The organism is Acinetobacter sp. CAU_H_56 (assembly GCF_058599425.1).
Genome location: NZ_CM178654.1, coordinates 2307520 through 2326702, shown reverse-complemented (window position 1 = coordinate 2326702; position 19183 = coordinate 2307520). Strand labels below are relative to the sequence as shown.

At 40.7% G+C, this 19183-nt stretch carries 16 protein-coding genes; 12 read left to right on the top strand and 4 right to left on the bottom strand.

Translation table 11 applies throughout. From position 1 onward, the window contains the following. The first annotated feature begins 116 nt into the window (after positions 1 to 116). The 8 genes from moaA to AC4MCC_RS11005 are packed head-to-tail and all read left to right on the top strand — an operon-like array spanning position 117 to position 6304. Entirely contained in the window at positions 117 to 1169 is a 1053-nt protein-coding gene (gene moaA / locus AC4MCC_RS11040; RefSeq protein ID WP_491880671.1) for a GTP 3',8-cyclase MoaA, read from the top strand. Between the two features lies 1 nt (position 1170). After that, positions 1171 to 1422: a MoaD/ThiS family protein gene (locus AC4MCC_RS11035; protein ID WP_491885284.1), complete on the top strand. Its 252-nt coding sequence runs from the start codon at positions 1171 to 1173 to the stop codon at positions 1420 to 1422. A gap of 1 nt (position 1423) precedes the next feature. Beyond that, positions 1424 to 1972: a molybdenum cofactor biosynthesis protein MoaE gene (locus AC4MCC_RS11030; protein ID WP_491885283.1), complete on the top strand. Its 549-nt coding sequence runs from the start codon at positions 1424 to 1426 to the stop codon at positions 1970 to 1972. Between the two features lie 49 nt (positions 1973 to 2021). Beyond that, complete coding sequence (gene moaCB, locus AC4MCC_RS11025; protein ID WP_491885282.1) at positions 2022 to 2945, top strand: bifunctional molybdenum cofactor biosynthesis protein MoaC/MoaB; 924 nt, start codon at positions 2022 to 2024, stop codon at positions 2943 to 2945. Further along, complete coding sequence (locus tag AC4MCC_RS11020; RefSeq protein WP_491885281.1) at positions 2945 to 4174, top strand: molybdopterin molybdotransferase MoeA; 1230 nt, start codon at positions 2945 to 2947, stop codon at positions 4172 to 4174. The genes moaCB and AC4MCC_RS11020 overlap by 1 nt, the downstream gene beginning before the upstream one ends. A gap of 15 nt (positions 4175 to 4189) precedes the next feature. After that, entirely contained in the window at positions 4190 to 4951 is a 762-nt protein-coding gene (modA, locus tag AC4MCC_RS11015; protein WP_419374317.1) for a molybdate ABC transporter substrate-binding protein, read from the top strand. Between the two features lie 26 nt (positions 4952 to 4977). Further along, positions 4978 to 5661, top strand: coding sequence for a molybdate ABC transporter permease subunit (gene modB / locus AC4MCC_RS11010; RefSeq protein ID WP_323713860.1), 684 nt, complete (start codon positions 4978 to 4980; stop codon positions 5659 to 5661). 1 nt (position 5662) lies between these two features. Beyond that, complete coding sequence (locus tag AC4MCC_RS11005; RefSeq protein ID WP_491885280.1) at positions 5663 to 6304, top strand: ATP-binding cassette domain-containing protein; 642 nt, start codon at positions 5663 to 5665, stop codon at positions 6302 to 6304. On the opposite strand, the gene AC4MCC_RS11000 is transcribed toward AC4MCC_RS11005, so the two are convergent. Then, the gene (locus AC4MCC_RS11000) at positions 6294 to 8846 is read right to left on the bottom strand and encodes a bifunctional diguanylate cyclase/phosphodiesterase (RefSeq protein ID WP_491885279.1); all 2553 of its coding nucleotides are present in this window, start codon (positions 8844 to 8846) and stop codon (positions 6294 to 6296) included. The genes AC4MCC_RS11005 and AC4MCC_RS11000 overlap by 11 nt on opposite strands. A 376-nt stretch (positions 8847 to 9222) precedes the next feature. Between AC4MCC_RS11000 and AC4MCC_RS10995 the strand changes: the two genes are divergently transcribed. After that, positions 9223 to 10470, top strand: a complete 1248-nt coding sequence (locus AC4MCC_RS10995) for an MFS transporter (protein WP_491885278.1) — start codon at positions 9223 to 9225, stop codon at positions 10468 to 10470. Between the two features lie 30 nt (positions 10471 to 10500). Here the strand turns inward: AC4MCC_RS10995 and AC4MCC_RS10990 are convergent, their stop codons facing one another. The 3 genes from AC4MCC_RS10990 to AC4MCC_RS10980 all read right to left on the bottom strand — a co-directional run bounded on the left by AC4MCC_RS10990 (position 10501) and on the right by AC4MCC_RS10980 (position 13535). After that, on the bottom strand, positions 10501 to 11934 hold the full coding sequence (locus AC4MCC_RS10990; protein WP_491885277.1) for an alpha,alpha-trehalose-phosphate synthase (UDP-forming): 1434 nt from the start codon (positions 11932 to 11934) through the stop codon (positions 10501 to 10503). After that, positions 11927 to 12772, bottom strand: coding sequence for a trehalose-phosphatase (gene otsB, locus AC4MCC_RS10985; RefSeq protein WP_491885276.1), 846 nt, complete (start codon positions 12770 to 12772; stop codon positions 11927 to 11929). Before otsB ends, AC4MCC_RS10990 begins: the two co-directional genes overlap by 8 nt. Before the next feature lie 568 nt (positions 12773 to 13340). Then, a complete protein-coding gene (locus AC4MCC_RS10980; protein WP_004783113.1) occupies positions 13341 to 13535 on the bottom strand; it encodes a hypothetical protein in 195 nt (64 codons plus the stop codon). 513 nt (positions 13536 to 14048) lie between these two features. Between AC4MCC_RS10980 and sbmA the strand changes: the two genes are divergently transcribed. The 3 genes from sbmA to AC4MCC_RS10965 all read left to right on the top strand — a co-directional run bounded on the left by sbmA (position 14049) and on the right by AC4MCC_RS10965 (position 19135). Continuing rightward, positions 14049 to 15242, top strand: a complete 1194-nt coding sequence (gene sbmA / locus AC4MCC_RS10975) for a peptide antibiotic transporter SbmA (protein ID WP_419363160.1) — start codon at positions 14049 to 14051, stop codon at positions 15240 to 15242. A 457-nt stretch (positions 15243 to 15699) separates the two neighbouring features. Beyond that, positions 15700 to 16683 (top strand): hypothetical protein, encoded by a 984-nt coding sequence (locus AC4MCC_RS10970; RefSeq protein WP_491885275.1) that lies wholly within the window; start codon positions 15700 to 15702, stop codon positions 16681 to 16683. 412 nt (positions 16684 to 17095) lie between these two features. After that, positions 17096 to 19135, top strand: coding sequence for a M13 family metallopeptidase (locus AC4MCC_RS10965; RefSeq protein WP_491885274.1), 2040 nt, complete (start codon positions 17096 to 17098; stop codon positions 19133 to 19135). Positions 19136 to 19183: the final 48 nt, after the last annotated feature.

The following is a 19183-nucleotide window of genomic DNA, read 5'->3' as shown; positions in this document are numbered from 1 at the left end:
TGGCACAAAGTTGGAACACTTATTGCAAATCTAATTATTACAAGATTGGGCGATTTGAGTTTCGCGCACTGCATGTGTGCAACAACCCACCCAATGCCTGAAGATGGATGTTCAACATGAATATGATGACACAGCTTAAAAATGATGCCTTGTTTGTCGATCAGTTCGGTCGTGGCAAGCGCAAGCTAAGGATTTCAGTGACTGATCGCTGCAATTTTAAATGTGTTTATTGTATGCCTGAACATCCGGAATGGATGAAAAAACACGATCTGCTCAGTTTTGAAGAGCTGTATCAATTTTGCGATTTTATGGTGCGTCATGGCATCCAGTATATCCGCATTACCGGTGGTGAGCCTTTAATGCGTCAGGGCGTGGTGCATTTTGTTGAACAACTGCAAGCGCTGAAAAAGCTGGGACTACAACGCATTTCCATAACCACCAATGCGCATTACTTAAAACGATATGCACAAGCCTTAAAGCAGGCGGGACTAGATGACCTGAATATTAGTTTGGACAGTCTGGATGCTGATCAGTTTAAGCAGCTCACTCAAAAAGATTTAGCACCTGTGCTGGAAGGGATACAGGCAGCACAAGTTGCTGAATTACCGATTAAGATCAATACCGTATTGATGCAAGGTATAAATGACGATCAGATCCTGCCATTGGCGCGCTGGTCAGTTCAGCAAAACATTGTCCTGCGCTTTATCGAATTTATGCCACTTGATGGTGATCACAATTGGTCTACTGAGCATGTAGTCAGTGAACAATACATTTTAGAAACTTTGGCGACTGAATTTACGCTCACTCAAAAAACTAATAATTCTGCCCAATCAGCTTCGGAACCCGCACGCCAGTATCTGATTGATGGCCATCCGATTGGAATTATCTCAACTATTACCAATTCATTTTGTGGTAGCTGCGACCGCTTGCGATTGACTGCACAAGGTGAATTTTATAACTGCCTGTTTGCACCTCAAGGCTTGAATCTTAAAAAGGAAATCAAATCACTAAATTCATCTGTAGCTCTAAGTGAGTTGAATTTGTATGGTGCTTTATCCCGATATATCTGGAACAAAGAACAGGGCTTTCATGCCATAGAGCAGCGCTTGAAAAATCAAAGTATGAATCAAAGCAGCCGCAAAATTAGTATGCACATGATAGGAGGCTAAGATGTCACAGATCAGAGTCAGAATTGAAGCCTTCGGTGCGGTAGAACGACAGTTACCGCAAGATCTCGAAATTATCTGCAAACCTCAAAGTACTGTATCTGAGGTTTTGAATCAGGTGGGGCAAGATTATCCTGAAGCTTTTGCCATGATCGAACGCTGTGCCTGTGCCATGGGTGAAGACATCATTTCACGTCAGACACCTCTTAATGCTGACAGTACTTTGGTGCTGTTGTCACCTGTCGCAGGAGGTTGAAATGAGCGAATTCAAGCAATTTTCTAGGATTCAGAATACTGCTTTAGATCTGGAAAGTTTTGATTCGATCCAGTCTTTTCCTGAATGTGGTGGAGTCGGTGTATTTATTGGAACAGTACGCAATCACCATGAAGGTAAAGCAGTCAAGGCACTGAAATATACGGCCTATGCACCTGTTGCAGAAAAAATGATTCGCCAGATTGAACAGGAAATCCAGGCCAAATACGGTGTGTCCTATGTGCGGGTAATTCATCGAATTGGGGCACTAGATATTGGCGAAAAAGCCATTATTGCAATTGCTTATGCTGCACATCGACGTGAAGCTTTTGCTGCTTGTGAGGAAGCAGTGGAGCGGGTTAAACATGAAGTGCCAGTCTGGAAAGAAGAGTTTTATATGGATGGCAGCAGTCAATATGTTGAGGGGTGTTGTATCCGTAAAGATGTAGAACCTACTCACATGCATCATCATCCAAAACATTCAGATGAGACGCATCAACATTGTCATCATGCCAAAGAGAATACGCCATTCATCTATCAATGGCCGATATAAGTCAGAACAGACATACGTTTAGAGAAGAAATGAACTATAGGAACATGCAATGAAAAATGTCGGGATGAAAGCAGAAAGTTATCGGACTGCAGTAGCTACAGGGATTCTGCACGCACCGCCACATTGCATTGAATTATTACGGAATGGCAATACAGAAAAAGGTGATGCACTAAAGACAGCTCGTATCGCCGGGATTTTAGGGGCTAAACGTACTGATGAACTGATTCCACTTTGTCATCCCTTACCAATTTATCGTGCAGATGTAGAATATGAACTGTTTGATGCACATGTCGAAATTATTGCCACAGTAGAAACTATTGGTCCAACCGGTGTGGAAATGGAAGCCTTGACTGCCGTTAGTCTGGCTGGATTGACTTTATACGACATGCTCAAACCGCATTGTGAACCGGAAGACTTATGTCTGGATCAATGTAAATTGCAAAAGAAAAAAGGCGGTAAATCGCATTTTACCCGTGTCTTAAAAGAAACATTGCCAGCATCCATCATTGTGCTTTCAGATACAGTCGCGGCCGGTAAAAAACCGGATACAGCAGGGCAAAATGTCCTAGAAATATTACAAGAAGCCAATTTTGAAAATATTGCCTATCAGGTAATTCCAGATGAGCCTGAACAGTTATTGGCATTGGTTCATCAACAGAAAAATGATTATCCATTGATTTTAACTGTGGGTGGAACAGGCCTAGGTCCTAAAGATCTAACGGTTGAAACTTTACAGCCTTTACTGAAACGGGAAATTCCTGGACTCATGGAAGCTTCACGCAGTTTTGGACAGAAACGCACGCCGTATGCGGCTTTAAGTCGTGGCGTTGCTGGCTATATTGATAACAGTTTGGTAATGACTTTACCGGGCAGCCGACAGGGCGCCAAAGAATCTTTAATTGCTGTACTACCAGCGTTGGTACATTTATTTGATGTGCAAAAAAATATTCCACATCAAGGCGGTTATCAATAATGTCTGGATGCGGAGCAGAACATGGTCTGATTACAGTAGATCAGGCTTTGGAATTAATTTTGCAGCATACTCAAGTGTTAGCAACTGAACGACTGAAGTTGAATCAGGCCTTAAATCGTTATCTGGCAGAAGATATTTATTCTGGGATTAATCTACCGTTATTTTCGCAAAGTGCCGTAGATGGTTATGCACTGTGTACCCAATCTGCAATTCAACCAGAACGCGAATTCCAACTGATTGGTGAAATTCGGGCAGGACAACAGGGTGAACTGCAACTTCAGGATGGTCAGGCACTCAGGATTTTTACTGGCGCTAAAATTCCGCTTGGGACTACTACGGTCGCACGTCAGGAAATTGTTCAAGTGATCGATTCATCCAGAATCAAAATTATGGAACAGCTCAAAGCTCATGCTGATATTCGCGATGTGGGCGAAGAAATTTCAGTCAGGCAATTATTGGCCAATAAAGGTCAGCAACTGTCAGTCGGTGCAATTGCCTCTTTAAGCATGGCGGGGATCAATACTGTTGAGGTTTTTCAATATCCTAAAGTGGCTGTAGTCATTACAGGTGATGAAGTTGCTGAAAGTATAGAAGACTTTGTAGCGGGTAAAATTTTTGATGCCAACGGTCCCTTGATTGAAGCCTGGTTTCAGCAAGCCGGGCAGCAGGTTGAAATTTTTCATGTTGCAGATACTGAGGCGGCAGTACGGAAGCTCATTCAAGAATTATCTGCAAGCCATGACCTGATTTTAACCACAGGCGGTGTATCTGTCGGAGATTATGATTTCATTCGGCCTGTAGCACTAAATTTAGGTTTCGACCAGATATTCTGGAAAGTAAAACAGAAGCCGGGCAAGCCGATGCTCTTTGCCCAGTTACAGCGCAATGATAGTTCACATTGTTATCTGCTGGGTTTGCCGGGCAATCCCGCAGCAGTGTATGTCGGCATGCAGATCTACACTGCAACTTTATTAAATGCCTTACAAGGACACAAATCTCAGCCGAACTGGTTTAATGCTGTACTCACCCATGATCTGAAAATGGATACTAGAGAACGTTTTTTAAGAATGTCCGCCAGTTTTGAGCAATCGGTTTTACAAGTTAAAAGTCTGTCCAAACAGCAATCACATATGCTGAGCAATCTCATGCAGGCCAATTGTCTGGTTCGAATTCCGGCAGGGAAAAGCCTGAAAGAAGGGGATATTGTTCAAGGCTTATTTATTCACTGATGAGGGTAGATGCACATGAAAAAATCTCTGTTTTTAACCATGTGCATTGCCACGATGTTGTCCTCAGTCCATGCAGGAACAGTGAAGGTTTACGCCGCAGCGAGTCTAAATAATGCTGTGACCGAAATTTCCAGAATTTACCAAGCTCAACATCCGCAAACTAAGATTATTTCCGTATTTGGTGCATCTTCTGCTTTAGCCAAACAGATCGAAGCAGGAGCCAGTAGTGATCTATACTTTTCAGCTGATCAGGATTGGATGAATTATCTGGTACAAAAGAAACTGATAAATTCCAGTTCAGTTCATCCCATCCTGTTAAATCAGTTGGTGGCCATTAGTCCCAAACATCTGACTATTCATTTTAAACCCCAATCTAATATTAATTTTGCCCAATCTTTTAAAGGTTATGTATGTACCGGGCAAATGGAGTCAGTGCCTGCCGGGAAATATGCCAAGCAAAGTCTGACCAAACTGAACTGGTTAAATGGCTTGAAAGGACGAATTGTTGGAACGGATGATGTACGCTCGGCTTTGGCTTTCGTCGAACGCGGTGAATGTGAAGTGGGGATTGTCTATAAAACTGATGCCTTGATCAGTCGAAAAGTGAAAATCATCGGTACTTTCCCAGCAAATTCACATAGTCCGATTGTCTATCCTTTAGCTTTGACACGGCAAGGCGCACAGAATAAAGAAGCAGTTCAATTTGAGCAATTTATAGGAGAAAGTGCGCAGGCCAAAGCCATCTTTCAAAAATATGGATTTAGGCTGAACCCCTAGACAATGGCTGGAGAAATAACTGCAAGATGTTAAGTCCAGAAGAACTCAGTGCGCTCTACCTGTCTGCCAAGGTGGCCAGCTTTGCGACCTTATTTTGCTTACCTTTTGCAGTAGCATTGGCTTGGGTTTTGGCCAGATATGAATTTCGGCTTAAGTTTGTGGTTGAAGCATGTTTGCAATTGCCGATGGTGCTGCCACCTGTGGTCTTGGGTTATCTGCTTCTGGTGCTGTTTGGCAATCAAGGCATGATTGGCCAATATCTCAATACACTCGGGCTGCAACTGGCATTTAACTGGAAAGGAGCAGTACTAGCCTCGATGATTGTCGCATTCCCATTGATGGTGCAACCGATCCGTTTATCATTTCAGCTCATGAATCAACAACTCGAACACATTGCAGGTTCATTGGGCGCAGCACCGTGGAAAGTGTTTTGGAGTATCAATTTACCTCTGTCAATTCCCGGTATGCTGATTGGCAGCATCTTATGTTTTAGCCGAAGTCTGGGTGAGTTTGGCGCCACCATTACTTTTGTGGGCAATATTCCGGATGAAACCCGCACTATTCCCATCGCAATTTATTCCTTACTGCAACAACCGAATGGTGAGGAAATGGCGATGCGTCTGGTGGCTTTATCTATTTTCTTGGCATTTATTGCTTTAATTGCCAATTATTTTATTTTGCAAAACTATCAACGGAAATTGGGAGGCTGAAATGTTGAAATGTAATTTTCATTATCAACAAGCCGATTTCGGGTTGAATATTAAACTGGAAATGTCGCAGCAACTGTTAGGGATCGTCGGTACATCTGGAAGTGGAAAAAGTACTTTGCTTAAAAATATTGTCGGGTTATTGAAACCTGACCAAGGATATATTCAGTTTAATCAGCAGGATTTAATCAATACAGAAAAGAAAATTAATATTCCAATGCATCAGCGCAAGATTGCATTAGTTTTCCAGAATGCTTTGCTGTTTCCACATATGAACGTGCAGCAGAATCTATGTTATGCAGAAAAACTGGTATCTAGAGCAGATCGAAAATTCCAGTTTGAAGACATCGTAGAATTATTAGAATTAAAACCTTTAATATATCGTAGAGCACACCAGCTCTCAGGTGGAGAAGCGCAGCGCGTTTCTATTGGTCGAGCATTACTGTCTTCACCGAATCTTTTATTGCTGGATGAACCTTTAACAGGCCTGGATCAGCAGTTAAAACAACAGATTTTACCTTTTCTAAAACGGATGAAAGATGAGTTAAATCTACCCATGATTTATGTGACCCATCATTTAGAAGAGTTAGCTTACTTAGAAGCTGAAACTGTACAGCTCAAACAGGGCATACTCATCAGGAACTGATTAACTCCAATTGATTGAGTCGGGCAGGTTTTGCATAGTAAAAACCTTGCAGATAATCACAATGATGTGACTTTAAGCACTCAGCCTGTTCAGGATTTTCAATTCCTTCCGCAACAACTTCCAGATCCAGCTTATGCGCTAAGGTAATCATGGCTTCAATAATGGCCTCATCTCGTGGATTGCCGGGTAAATGCTGGACAAAGCTGCGATCCAATTTGATCTCATCGATCGGAAGACTACGTAAATAACTTAAACTCGAATAACCAGTGCCAAAGTCATCCACCGACACTTTAATGCCCAAAACCCGGACATTTTTTAAGATCTCAATCGACTTATCACCGCTGGCAATCAGCATGCTTTCAGTCACTTCGAGTTTTAGTAACTCATGCGGGAAGTCAATTTCCGCCAAGAGTTGCTGCAGATCGCTCAGGAATCCACTTCTTTTAAACTGTAAGGGAGACAGATTGACGGCAACCGAAATTTGAGTCTCATGTTGCATATTCCAGGCTTTCACTTCCTCACAAGCCTGTCTAAGTACCCATTCGCCAATCGAGACGATTTGACCGGTCCTTTCTGCAAAAGGAATAAAATCGGCAGGAGAAATAAAGCCTTTTTCTGGATGTTGCCAGCGGATCAAAGCTTCCAGACATTTGACCTTGCCCGTTTCACTGTCCAGAATCGGCTGATAAAACAGTTTAAACTGCTGTTCATGCAGAGCGACCATCAGTTCATGACGAAGCTGTACATAATCTATCTTCGGTAAAGGCTCTTTCGTGAAATTATACCAGTGCCAGGTATTACCCCCTTCAGCATTGGCGTCACGCATGGCATCTTTAGCAGCATTGATAAACTGCTTAACACACTTAATATCTGGGTCAGCATCAGCGACACCAATACTGGCACTCAGATGAATGTCATAACCATCTACGTGAAAAGGCTGAGATAATCCAGCGATGATTTCTTCGGCACGTATAGCAACTTGCTTGAGATCAGTCATTTGAGTTAATAAAATTGCAAACTCATCCCCTGAAAATCTGGAAATCACATCTTCAGGCTGCAGATTTTGACTCAGACGATTGCCCACCAGTTTTAAAATTTTATCGCCAATATCATGACCGAGGCTTTGATTCAAAGGTTCAAAATCATCCAGATCCAGATATAAAAGCACCAGATTTGCAGAACCTGTCTGAGCTAAATGCAGTTTTTCCTGTATCACTTCTTCAAACAGCTTATTGTTAATAAAGCCGGTTAAATGGTCATGTGATTCCTGATAAGCGATTAGTTCTTGCTGGGCAACATGCTGACTCACATCCTGTTGAATGGCAATAAAATGAGTGCATTTATGATTTTCATCAAAGACCGGGCCGAGATTCAGCTTGTTCCAGAACCAGTGCCCATCCTTACGATAATTTTTCAGGACAATCTTGATTTCAGATTTATTCTGAATGGCTTCGCTGATTTGCTGGACGCTTTCCGCTGAAGTATCGGGTCCCTGCAAGATGCGGCAATTTTTCCCTTTGAGTTCTTCCAGGCTATAACCGGTAATCTGCTCAAAGGCCGGATTAACATATTCAATAGGCTGGTCATTTTCTGCCGAGGTTAAAATAATGCCATGCGGATTTGCATCGACACTACGTTTCATTAATCTCAGCATTTCATTGTTTTGATAGCGTTCAGTAATATCGCGTGCCACGCTAAAAATACCGACAATTTCACCATTCACTTTAATTGGCAAAAAAGTTAAATCGAGCCAGTATTTCTGTCCTGCCGAGTTATGTACCTGAACTTCAAGGTGTCCAGTCAAACCATGCTTGGCCTGCTCAAAGGCTTCTAAGGCAAGAGGGCGATGCTCTGGTTCAATAAAATGGTCAATTTTAGTTCCGATATGCGATTTAACACCAACCTCATTAAAAAATTTGGTGGCCAGATTGGCATCTACAATATTGCCATCCAGATTATGCTCAAAAATTGCATCGGGATGAAAAGAGAAAAATGACTGATATTTATCTTTGAGCTGATTTCTTTTTTTGCGTTCTTCATACAGCTCAAAAGTTAAGGCAATCAGCGAAGCTGCATATTGCAGCAGGTCAATTTCATTGGGAGTAGGAGACTTGATCGAACGATAATAAGTACCAAAAGAGCCAAAAAGTTTGCCACTCCCGTTGGCAATTGGTACCGACCAGCAGGCTCTTAAACCATTTTGTTTAACCAGATCTTTATATGCGACCCAGTTCGGATCATTGAGTAAATCCTCACAGACCACTAAACGACGATGATATGCAGCTGCACCACAAGCGCCAACATTCGGGCCGATTTTTAGATCTTTTAAAGCTTCTACATATTCTCTGGAAAAATAGGCTGGTTCTTTTATTAAATTAAGCGTTTGTTCCTGTTCCGAATACAACATGACAGATACCAGTGCATCCGGGATTTTGTCCCCTAACCATGCGGTAATCGCATCTATGATATCCTCTAAGGCAGCAGCTTGACCAATCAGATTAAAAATCTCTTGGCTGGTGCCTCCATTATAAAAAGAAGTCATATTGTATCCTTAAGTATAAACCTCTATATAAACCTAGAAGTATTAGAGAAATTATACTGTTTTTTTGAATAAAAGATCTAAACCCCATAACACAATAACAAAATAATATATTTAAATTATCTACTTAATAACTGCTTTGCATTTCAAATCTTTGTGCAACAAAGCCAAATAAAACTATAAAATTATAAATTTTATACAATCAATTACTTGTAAAAAATTTAAAAATTCATCTCTAAAAGCTATTTCATTTAGAAAAATTCTGTTTATAATTCACACAAATTAAGCCCTGCTACTTATATTTTTCAGCTATAAGTCCGCGGGGTTTTTCTATGGATGATCGGTAATGGATGCCTGAGCTCTTTCTTTTGGAATGACAATGTTAAATTCACAGTTAATTTCTCGTCTTCAGTCTCCATCACCGTATCTCTGGCAGAAAATCGCCACTGCACTGTGTTTTTTTAGTCTAGGTTTTAGTACAGCTGCCTGGGCGCCATTAATTCCTTATGCGCAGCAGCGCTTATTACTGAATCATGCTGACTTTGGTTTGCTTTTGCTATGTGCCGGAGTTGGCTCAATGCTGGCAATGCCATTGGCAGGTCGTATGGCAAGTAAGTTTGGCTGCCGTACAGTGCTGGCTGTTATTTTGGCTGCATTTCTGTTCATCTTGCCAGCGCTAGCGATTAGCCCTACCAGCTTGATGATGGCAATTACCTTGTTTTTCTTTGGTGCCAGTGCTGGTGCTTTGGGTGTGACTGTAAATATTCAGGCTGCCCAGATTGAGAAACTCATGGATAAAAGCTTGATGTCGGGTTTCCATGGCGTATGTAGCTTGGGTGGTCTGGTTGGTGTATTGGGCATGACCACGTTAATGGGATTTGGTCTGGCACCTTTAACTGGCGCACTGGTCGTAAGTGTGATGTTGCTTGCGATTGCGATGCTGGCAATTCCATTTTGCTTAGGTGGTCAGTCATCAACTACAGAAGAAACTAATACAGCTACTGCAAAACCTGCGAAAAAAGCGCTACCAACATTCGCAATTTTAGGTATTGGTCTGATCTGTTTTGTATCCTTCCTGTCTGAAGGCGCAGCGATGGACTGGAGCGGTATTTATCTGGCAACCCAGTTTAACGTACCTGCGGCGCATACCGGTTTGGCTTATAGTTTCTTTGCTGGCTTGATGGTACTTGGACGTTTTAGCGGTCATCTCATCATTCAAAGCTTGGGTGAAAAAACTACTATCTTACTAAGTGCTTTGCTGGCTGCAGCAGGCTTATTTATGGTGATCTTTGCACCAGTATGGCAAGTCGTTTTAACTGGTTATGCGATCTTGGGTCTAGGTAGCGCTAACATCGTTCCGTTAATGTTCTCTCGTGCGGGCCGTCAAAAATCTATGGCTTCCCATGTAGCATTATCCTATGTATCGGTATTTGCTTATACCGGTTCATTGATCGGACCAGCGCTGGTAGGTTTCGGTAGTGAAATTATTGGCTTGCGTTTAGTGTTTACAGTCATTGCAGGTGCTTTAATGAGTATTGTAATCTTGAACCATCTGACTGCCGGTCATAAAGAATCAGAAAAAGCAGAAGGTCTTATTGCCGGCCTAGACCACAAAACACCAGCATAAAGCTGGTGTTTTTTTATAGGTTTCTAGATCTTAGGCATGCATATTGAACTGGGTTGAGATGCCTTTGGCCACTGGTCGATAAATTCGCAGGCTTTGTGATTTTTTCAGGTCCGACAGGAACTGATCACGCCAGCGAATGATATCGAAATTCTTCAAGCCTTGCTGTAAATAGCGGTAACGTTCCAAACGTTCCGACTTCGGCATACGCAAGGCTCTTTTCAAGGCTTTGGCCATACTGTCCTGATCATAAGGATCGACCAGTAAGGCTTCCTTCATTTGCTCGGCAGCCCCGGCATATTTAGACAGAATCAATACGCCTGGATCTAATGGATCTTGCGCAGCAATATATTCTTTGGCGACCAGATTCATCCCGTCACGGATTGAATTCACCCAGCAAATATCCGCCTTACGGTAGAGCTGCATCAGGGCTTCATGGCCCAAAGTGTAATAGCTACAGTCAAAAGGCAGCCAGTTTGCATTGCCATGCTGATGGTTTAAATTCTGCACTGCAGCCTGGAACTGTTCATAGAGTTTTTTATAGCTGTTAACATCCAGTCGGCATGGGCAGGCAATCTGCAATTGCTGGAACTGATTTTTAAATTCAGGTTGTTCATCCAGCAACTCTTGGAATGCATGAATTTTCTCCAGTAGCCCTTTACTGTAATCAATCCGGTCAACCGAAATGATGGTCTTATGAGCATGTGCTTTATCCAGATCAAAGGGCAGGTCAGTGACTTGACTCTCAGCAGCCTGCTTCTGAATCTGCGCCGGGTGTACACCGATTGGATAAGCCTTCACATAAATCCGTTTAGACTGATAACTCAGGATTTCATCATTGCGATGCTGGATATTTAATACCTGTTCCAGGAAATCAATACAATTGGCCTGATAGCGTGGAGTTTGCAGACCGATGACATCAAAATCTGCCAGATGTCGAGCCAGTTCCTGATAAGGAGGTAGCGTTTGCCAAAGTTTCAGTTCCGGGAAAGGAATATGCAAGAAGAACCCAATCCGGTTACGCATGCCTAGTTTACGGCAGTAATGCGCAACACTCAGAAAATGATAATCATGAATCCAGATGATGTCATGCGGTGAAGCCACCTGTTTCAGGTGTTTGGCAAAACGCAAATTGACATCTTTATAGGTTTTAAAATCCTGCGGCTGATATTCAACACGTTGATGCTGGTCATGCATTAATGGCCATAGAGCATTATTAGAAAAACCACAATAATAACCTTGGTACTGGGCTTCGCTTAGTGCACTGGTATGATATTCCACATTCTGATGTTTCAGAATCTGAAATTTCTGTTCCTTGTTCTGGTCAACTCTGGAGCCATTCCATCCAACCCAGATACCGCCTATATCTTGCAATGCATCCTGCAATGCAACAGCCAATCCACCAGCCTTCGTACTTTCTGGGTTAGGTAGATTCACACGGTTTGATAACACAATGAGTTTAGACATGTGATTTCTCCAATCGTTTTTGTTCTTGTACTTCAATTACATTTAAAAATTCTTTCAGGAAGGCCTGAACTTGAGAGACATTTTCCAGTCTGTACCGTGCCAGGGTCTGGCCAGAACCTACTTTGATTGAGCAGCCGAGAAGGGCATTGATGATCTTGAATCCGGCTTCATCAGTCAGGTCATCGCCGATAAACATGGGATAATGATCAGTGAGATGGTATTGCTGAATAATCTGTTGAATCGCTGAACCTTTATTGGCGCCTTTGGGTACCAGTTCAAAAACATACTTGCCAGCTTTTAACTCAAAGTTGGAAAACTGGTTGAGACATTCCAGCGCAAAAGCATGCACATGATCTTCTAGTTGAGGATGTTCACGAAAATGTAGCGCAACAGAATAATCTTTGACCTCGATACGCAGATCAGGGATTTGAGCTGCCTGTTCCTGAATATACTGTTTTAGGGCTTGTAGCTGCGGCTTATTTAAAGAGATTAATGTCTTTAAATCAGCTTGATAGATTAATTCCAGACCATGTGATCCAGCGATATTCCATTGCAAAGGGTAAATAAGTTTTTGAGCTTGTAAAATAGAACGACCAGTAACTAATATCAGCTGAATATATTGTTGTAAATTTTCCAATATATTTATAATTTCAGGATGAATTATACTTTTATCTGGATCTGGGTGAAATTCAGAGATTGTTCCGTCAATATCAAGAAATAAAACAACCTGATCTGAGTCCATATTCAGGTTGCAATCATTTAAAATCATCTTTGGCGATATATAAAAAGATGAGCTAGATGAATCTTCTAGATCTTTTTTCCTATGTATGCCTGACATAAATTCACCTAAGTACATGATATAAAATAGATTAAAATTTAGAGTTAAACTGTGTGATTTTTATTCTAATTAGTTTTATAACATATTCTATTTTTCAAAATGGCTTTAGGCGCAGAAAAGAAACACTTTTGACATGTAAAGTTACTTTGTAAAATTTGGAAATATTCAGCAGGAAAGGTTGATATTCTTTGTATATTTGTAAAATAATTTTTCAGTGATTTTTAATATATTAATAATGATATTTAAGGTTGTGCATATTAAGTGATTGAGTAATTTTGAGTGCTATAAATAAGATTATTTTGATTATTTAATGTAAAAAATGGTTTTGATTTATATTTTTAAAAATTAATTTATCAGCTTTTCTATTAAATAATAGGCATTAAATTAGAAATATTAAAAAACACATTTAATATAAAATAGGAATATAGCGCAGCCTATTAATTTTTTATTAGAGCCAATTTTGAAAGGAAGGATAAATTATAAAATCTTGGTGCTACAAAGAAGAGTTAGGGTTATATCATTGAAGAGACTAGGTAGACATAACCCCATAAAGAGGAGAGCAGATCGCTTATAGCTCTCTCCAGACATCGTTCTCATCTTTCAATGGAATAGTAAAGTTAAAGTCATCATCATTACTGACCAAAAGACTAGTAGGCGTTTGCATCACAACTTTTAAAACAGTACCAGCTTCAAAAATAATCGGGTGACAGTTTTCCTTTTCCAAGGTCACTGGCTTAAGTAATTCAATCACAGAACTTTCCATATTTTTATTCCCAAATATTGATACTTCGCTGTTTTTTAATCTTAACATGATTTTTGCAAATTTAACTAATTTTTGAAAAACCGAGACATAAGTCAACAAGTCGGTCAATTTTTCTTAAAAAGCGCTTAAGTCAGTAAATTAAAGGGCTAAAGATTAAGATTTAATTTTCAAACGATTTGTGTTTCTTAAACTTGAATATTTTCAGTCTATTTACCGACGAAAAGAAGAGAAAAAGACAAACGGTACCAAATAGTCAATCTAACGCAAAATCTACTTGTCACTTTTTGACAGGCCAGTCATGATCTCCTCCATTATATTGCGTACGTTATGCGCTAGTATTAAAGCAAGAATCATATAATCTGATATTAATTCGGCTTTAGCGATTTTGTGTTTGTATGTAATTTTTTACATTGAATTGCAAATTTATGCTGCAGTTCGTTGAAAGTCTGAAAATAAGAATAAACTGTGCGTCATTTGGATGACCCGTACATCTATAAGGAGAATTAAGCCCCAATGTTTAAGTCATTTTTTCCACAACCAGTGTGGTTCTTTAGTAGTCTGGTACTGTGGTTTCTGATCAATCTTGGCCTTTGGCATAGTGGTGGATCAGGCTGGGGTGTCTATTTGGGTATGACTGAAGGTTATCATGATCTTAAAATGCCGATAGGAATCAGCCGCTTCTGGGCGCCAAAATTTCTCTGGTTCTATCTCTGGTTTTTTGTGAGTACCGCGATATTCGCGACCTTCTGGTACTTTAAAACGAAACATCCTTGGCAGCGCTGGTCTGTGTGGGGCTCGGCTTTTATCCTGTTCAATATCTGGTTTGGGGTGCAGGTTAATGTCGTATTAAATGAATGGTATAGCCCGTTCTATGATCAGATCCAGAATATGCTCACCCAAGGGGGCGGAGATGTCAGCCTATTATATCAAGGTGCATTGACCTTTATTTATATTGCCATGGTCTATGTCACGCTGGCGGTATTTAACCTGTTCTTTGTCAGTCATTATGTATTCCGCTGGCGTACGGCGATGAATAATTACTATACGGCGCATTGGGAAAAGTTACGTCATATTGAAGGGGCTTCACAGCGTATTCAGGAAGATACTATGCGCTTTGCCAAAACTACGGAACAGCTCAGTGTCTCGCTCATCGAATCTCTGATGCTATTAATGGCATTCCTGCCAATTCTGTATGAGTTATCTAGTCATGTAAAAGTACTGCCGATTGTCGGTGAAATACCGCATGCATTAATGTGGGCGTCGATCGGATGGGCAGTTCTGGGTACCGTGATTTTAATGATTGTCGGGATGAAACTCCCTGGACTGGAATTCAATAATCAGAAAGTAGAAGCGGCTTATCGTAAAGAGCTGGTTTATGGTGAAGATTATGCCGATCGTGCTCACCCGCTTACCTTGCAAGAACTGTTTAGCCGGGTACGTAAGAATTATTTCCGGCTGTATTTCCACTATGCCTATTTCAATATGGTCCGCATCTGGTATTTGCAATTGGATAATATTTACGGATTATTTATTTTGTTTCCAAGTATTGCCGCGGGTGCGATTACACTCGGTTTGATGATGCAGATCCTGAATGTTTTCGGTAAGGTTCGTGAATCTTTCCAGTATTTGATTTTATCTTGGCCTACGATTATTGAATTGCTCTCCATCTATAAACGTTTGAAAGCATTTGAATCCCATCTCGATTAATTTTTTCTTATATTCATCGACAATTTTAAAAGCCAGCCAGGGTGGTGTTTAATTTCCAATAATATGGCGTATAAAAATAATTAGTGTACGTAAAGGAAATTATTCAAATTATAATCTCATTCAGACAGCGATAGAGAGCATAATTGCCGTTATCATCCATGATAATAATATCTCTAATTTTTGTTGAATGAGTAACCGGAGAACTGATCTGTTTCTTCGGTTTTTTTATATCTTTTTTTCTACTGCTCTATCTTCTAATTGGCGAATAATCCAGCGTATTTACTGGCTTGGAGAATGTTAATTCGATCAATTTATCCGGCTATAAGCTAGATGGATTAGGCATTCTATTTCCTATTTTTAGTGATAGGTCTCGCTATATTTTTATATTTATCAATCTGTTGAGATTGTTGTTTTAGCACATTTGCTATATGTTATAGAGGCCTGGGGGAGATAAGCAGTGAAGCTAAAATTAATAATTCCAACAATATGTGTAGCAAGTCTGGCTGGCTGTAACAGTATTCAGCAAATGAAATCAGATATGCAGCATCCTTATGCAAGTCCTCAAGAACTGATCGTTAAAAGAAACCTGAATCAGGCTGACGGTTCGGCAAAAGAATATGTTTATTCATGGGAAAAATCCAAGCAGCATTTAGAGCCACAATCCCTCTATCCACGAACCACTTTAAGCCAGTACTGTCATGAACGGGGCGGCAAGTTTTCTCTACTGTATAAGAGCCAATTGGCTTCAGTAAAAGATTCTGCCCAGAAGAACCGTTTAAACAAAAACCGTTATGTCACTCAGGGTATTGGTGCCTATCAATGTACGATGCCCCAAGGGCAAAATTGGGTTGTTTCTATTGAGCCGATTTCTGAACGTCAGCCATATAAGAATAATACTACCCGTGTAGTCCGGATCTTGAGCAAACTTCAAAGCTCAGCTGAAGCGCGTCATTTCTATCAGGGCCATAAGGTTACAACTAAGTCTAATAAAATTGCTGAAAAGAATGCAGCCAAAACCTCAGTCAAAGATGAGAAAAAGGAATTAGATAAAAAAGAAGCTGATAAGAAAGAGCTAAAAATACCTGCTGTTGAACCGGCAGTGGTTGCTGTTCCTGCCGCTCGTACAACTAGTATCGAAACGCCACAACAGCAACAGATGAAATTGTATGTAGCTGCACGCCGTGATATCAATAGCGGTAAGAACCTGAACAATGCCTGTAATAATGCCCAGCGTGCCTATAACTATGGCAAATTACAGGGTACAGAAGGAACACGTGTCTATACCGAATCCGGCATGTTAGTGGCACGCTGTTTAAACAGTATTCCAGCCTATGCCAACCGTATTCCAAATTCCAAGGTTCAGGCCAAACGAGTACTGCAGAATCTGGCCACCAACTATAACCATACTGGGGCAAAGAATCAGTTGAGACAGTTAAAATAAGTCTATTATTTTCACATTCAGTTTGATCATTTATTTGGCAGAGTAGATGCACATGAAAAGTCATCTACTTTAAGTATTAGTGATATTGAAAATAGTATTTCTTAAGTATAGGAGAATTTAAAAATAATATTTTTCTTTTGAAGATCAATGATAGAAGATAAATAGTTATCCTATTGATAGGAATAAAAATTAATTATTATTAGATTGCAAATCGAACCTTATTTCAGAGTAAATCTCCCACCTCCATCTCAGATTTTCTCCTCTATCTCTCTTGTTAAATACAAGCCCATTCAACGGCATATTTTAAAAATTATTGGTACATCTTTTGCTTAAAAATTATCAGTTTTGTGCTTATGGACAGAGCAAGAAAAACTAATTGATTTTTAACATACACAATAATGAGATTTATCGCTTGAGAAAACATATTTTAAGTCATTTGATTCTTGTGGGTGCATTTCTACATTCACCTGTGAGCCATGCAGTGAGTACAACTTCATTAAAATCGGCAATTGATCTGAATGCGATTGATCGGACGGTTGATCCAAAGCAGGATTTTTATCAATTTGTGAATGGAAACTGGCTAAAAACCGCAAAGATTCCAGAAGATCAGGCATTGTCGGGTGCATTTGCTGAAGTGAGTATGAAATCAACCCTGCAGCTATTTGACATTTTTAATGAGCTGGCCAAAAAACAGCATCCGCAAGGTAGCAATGAACAAAAGGTCGCAGATCTCTATGCCAGTTATATGGATACTAATCGGCTTGAACAGCTCGGACTTGAGGCATTGCAACAAGACCTGCAGCGGATTGAAAGAATCAAGACCAAAAAAGATCTGGCAGAATTTTTTGCCTATGCGGAAAAAATCAATCTGAATTTGCCATTCTCTACCCGTTTTTATCAGGACCGTAAAGCTTCTTCCAAGGCGATGATGTATGTAGGGCAAGGTGGCTTGGGGATGCCTGACCGTGATTTTTACCTGAGTGAGCAGCCTCGACAACAGGAAATTCGCAATACTTATCTGCTTTATATCGCCAATACCCTGAATTTTGCCGGTCAGCCTAAGCCGATTGAAGATGCTCGTACTATCCTGGCTTTGGAAAAGGCACTGGCAAAAATTAGCTGGTCCGCTGTGGAGCTGCGCAATGATGAGGTGAGAACCTATCTCGTTGAAACTAAAAATATTATTAACTATATGCCTTCTTTTGACTGGATGAATTATTTCTCAGAACTGGGCTTAAAAGGTGCAAGAAAAGAGGTTGCGATCTCGCAGATTAATTATTTGCGTCAGCTGGATCAGTTATGGAAGGTCGTTCCAATTGAAACCTGGCAAACCTATTTGAAATTCAACCTGATCAATAGTTATTCGCCATTTTTAACAGAAGTTTTTCAAAATCATCATTTTGAATTTTATGACAAAACGCTAGAGGGTGTACAAGCACGTTCTCCACGGAAAGAGTCCGCTCTGGAACTAACTAACGGTATTTTAGGTAATGTGCTTGGCAAGCTCTATGTAGAAAAGCACTTTAATGAAAGCCAGCGCCCGGCCATGCTGGAAATGGTGGAAAATGTCCGTAAAGCCTTTCATCTGAAACTGGATCAGGCAGACTGGATGGGTTCGGATACTAAAAAACAAGTGCGGCATAAACTGGATAGCATCAATATCAAAATCGGCTATCCGAAAACATGGCGGGATTATTCAGCCCTAGAGATTCGTAAGGATGATCTGATTGGGAATATCCAGCGGACCCGGCTGTTCAATTACCAGCGTGAACTGGATAAGGTGGGAGAACCGATCGATCCAGAAGCCTGGCACATGTCGCCACAAACAGCCAATGCTTACTATAATGTCAAGCTGAATGAAATCGTATTACCTGCGGCCATCTGGCAGGCACCATTTTATTATGATGATAGTCATGATCCTGCAGTGAATTATGGTGCCATCGGGGCTGTTATCGCACATGAAATTAGTCATGGTTTTGACGATAAAGGAAGCCGCTTCGATGCCAAAGGCAAGGGTGAAGAAACCTGGAACGAGCACGATCGTAAAAAGTTCAATGAACGTACCAAAGCCTTAGTCGAGCAATATAAACAATACGAAGCTCTGCCAGGGCATAAGGTGAATGCAGAATTAAATAAAAGTGAAAATATCTCTGACAACCTAGGCTTAGGGATCGCTCATATGGCTTACCGCTTATCGCTCAAGGGTCAGACAGCACCTGTTATTGATGGCTTTAGTGGAGATCAGCGTTTTTATATGGGTTGGGCACAAGTCTGGCGTAGCAAAAGTAATCCTGAATATCTGTTAAATAGTCTGAATCTTGCCAGCCATGCACCCGGTCATGTACGTGGCAATGGCGCTGTCCGCAATCAGCAAAGTTTCTATGAAGCTTTTGAGATTAAAGAAGGGGACAAGATGTATTTATCACCTGAAAAACGAATCTCCATTTGGTAACAGGATTTAAAAAAACGGGTCTGCTCATCTGAAAAGAGACAGGCCTAT

What these genes read in the sequence shown, in the direction of transcription:
- moaA (WP_491880671.1), top strand. Translation starts at nt 117, where the DNA reads ATGAATATGATGACACAGCTTAAAAATGATGCCTTGTTTGTCGATCAG.
- AC4MCC_RS11035 (WP_491885284.1), top strand. Translation starts at nt 1,171, where the DNA reads ATGTCACAGATCAGAGTCAGAATTGAAGCCTTCGGTGCGGTAGAACGA.
- AC4MCC_RS11030 (WP_491885283.1), top strand. Translation starts at nt 1,424, where the DNA reads ATGAGCGAATTCAAGCAATTTTCTAGGATTCAGAATACTGCTTTAGAT.
- moaCB (WP_491885282.1), top strand. Translation starts at nt 2,022, where the DNA reads ATGAAAAATGTCGGGATGAAAGCAGAAAGTTATCGGACTGCAGTAGCT.
- AC4MCC_RS11020 (WP_491885281.1), top strand. Translation starts at nt 2,945, where the DNA reads ATGTCTGGATGCGGAGCAGAACATGGTCTGATTACAGTAGATCAGGCT.
- modA (WP_419374317.1), top strand. Translation starts at nt 4,190, where the DNA reads ATGAAAAAATCTCTGTTTTTAACCATGTGCATTGCCACGATGTTGTCC.
- modB (WP_323713860.1), top strand. Translation starts at nt 4,978, where the DNA reads ATGTTAAGTCCAGAAGAACTCAGTGCGCTCTACCTGTCTGCCAAGGTG.
- AC4MCC_RS11005 (WP_491885280.1), top strand. Translation starts at nt 5,663, where the DNA reads ATGTTGAAATGTAATTTTCATTATCAACAAGCCGATTTCGGGTTGAAT.
- AC4MCC_RS11000 (WP_491885279.1), bottom strand. Translation starts at nt 8,846, where the DNA reads ATGACTTCTTTTTATAATGGAGGCACCAGCCAAGAGATTTTTAATCTG.
- AC4MCC_RS10995 (WP_491885278.1), top strand. Translation starts at nt 9,223, where the DNA reads ATGTTAAATTCACAGTTAATTTCTCGTCTTCAGTCTCCATCACCGTAT.
- AC4MCC_RS10990 (WP_491885277.1), bottom strand. Translation starts at nt 11,934, where the DNA reads ATGTCTAAACTCATTGTGTTATCAAACCGTGTGAATCTACCTAACCCA.
- otsB (WP_491885276.1), bottom strand. Translation starts at nt 12,772, where the DNA reads ATGTCAGGCATACATAGGAAAAAAGATCTAGAAGATTCATCTAGCTCA.
- AC4MCC_RS10980 (WP_004783113.1), bottom strand. Translation starts at nt 13,535, where the DNA reads ATGGAAAGTTCTGTGATTGAATTACTTAAGCCAGTGACCTTGGAAAAG.
- sbmA (WP_419363160.1), top strand. Translation starts at nt 14,049, where the DNA reads ATGTTTAAGTCATTTTTTCCACAACCAGTGTGGTTCTTTAGTAGTCTG.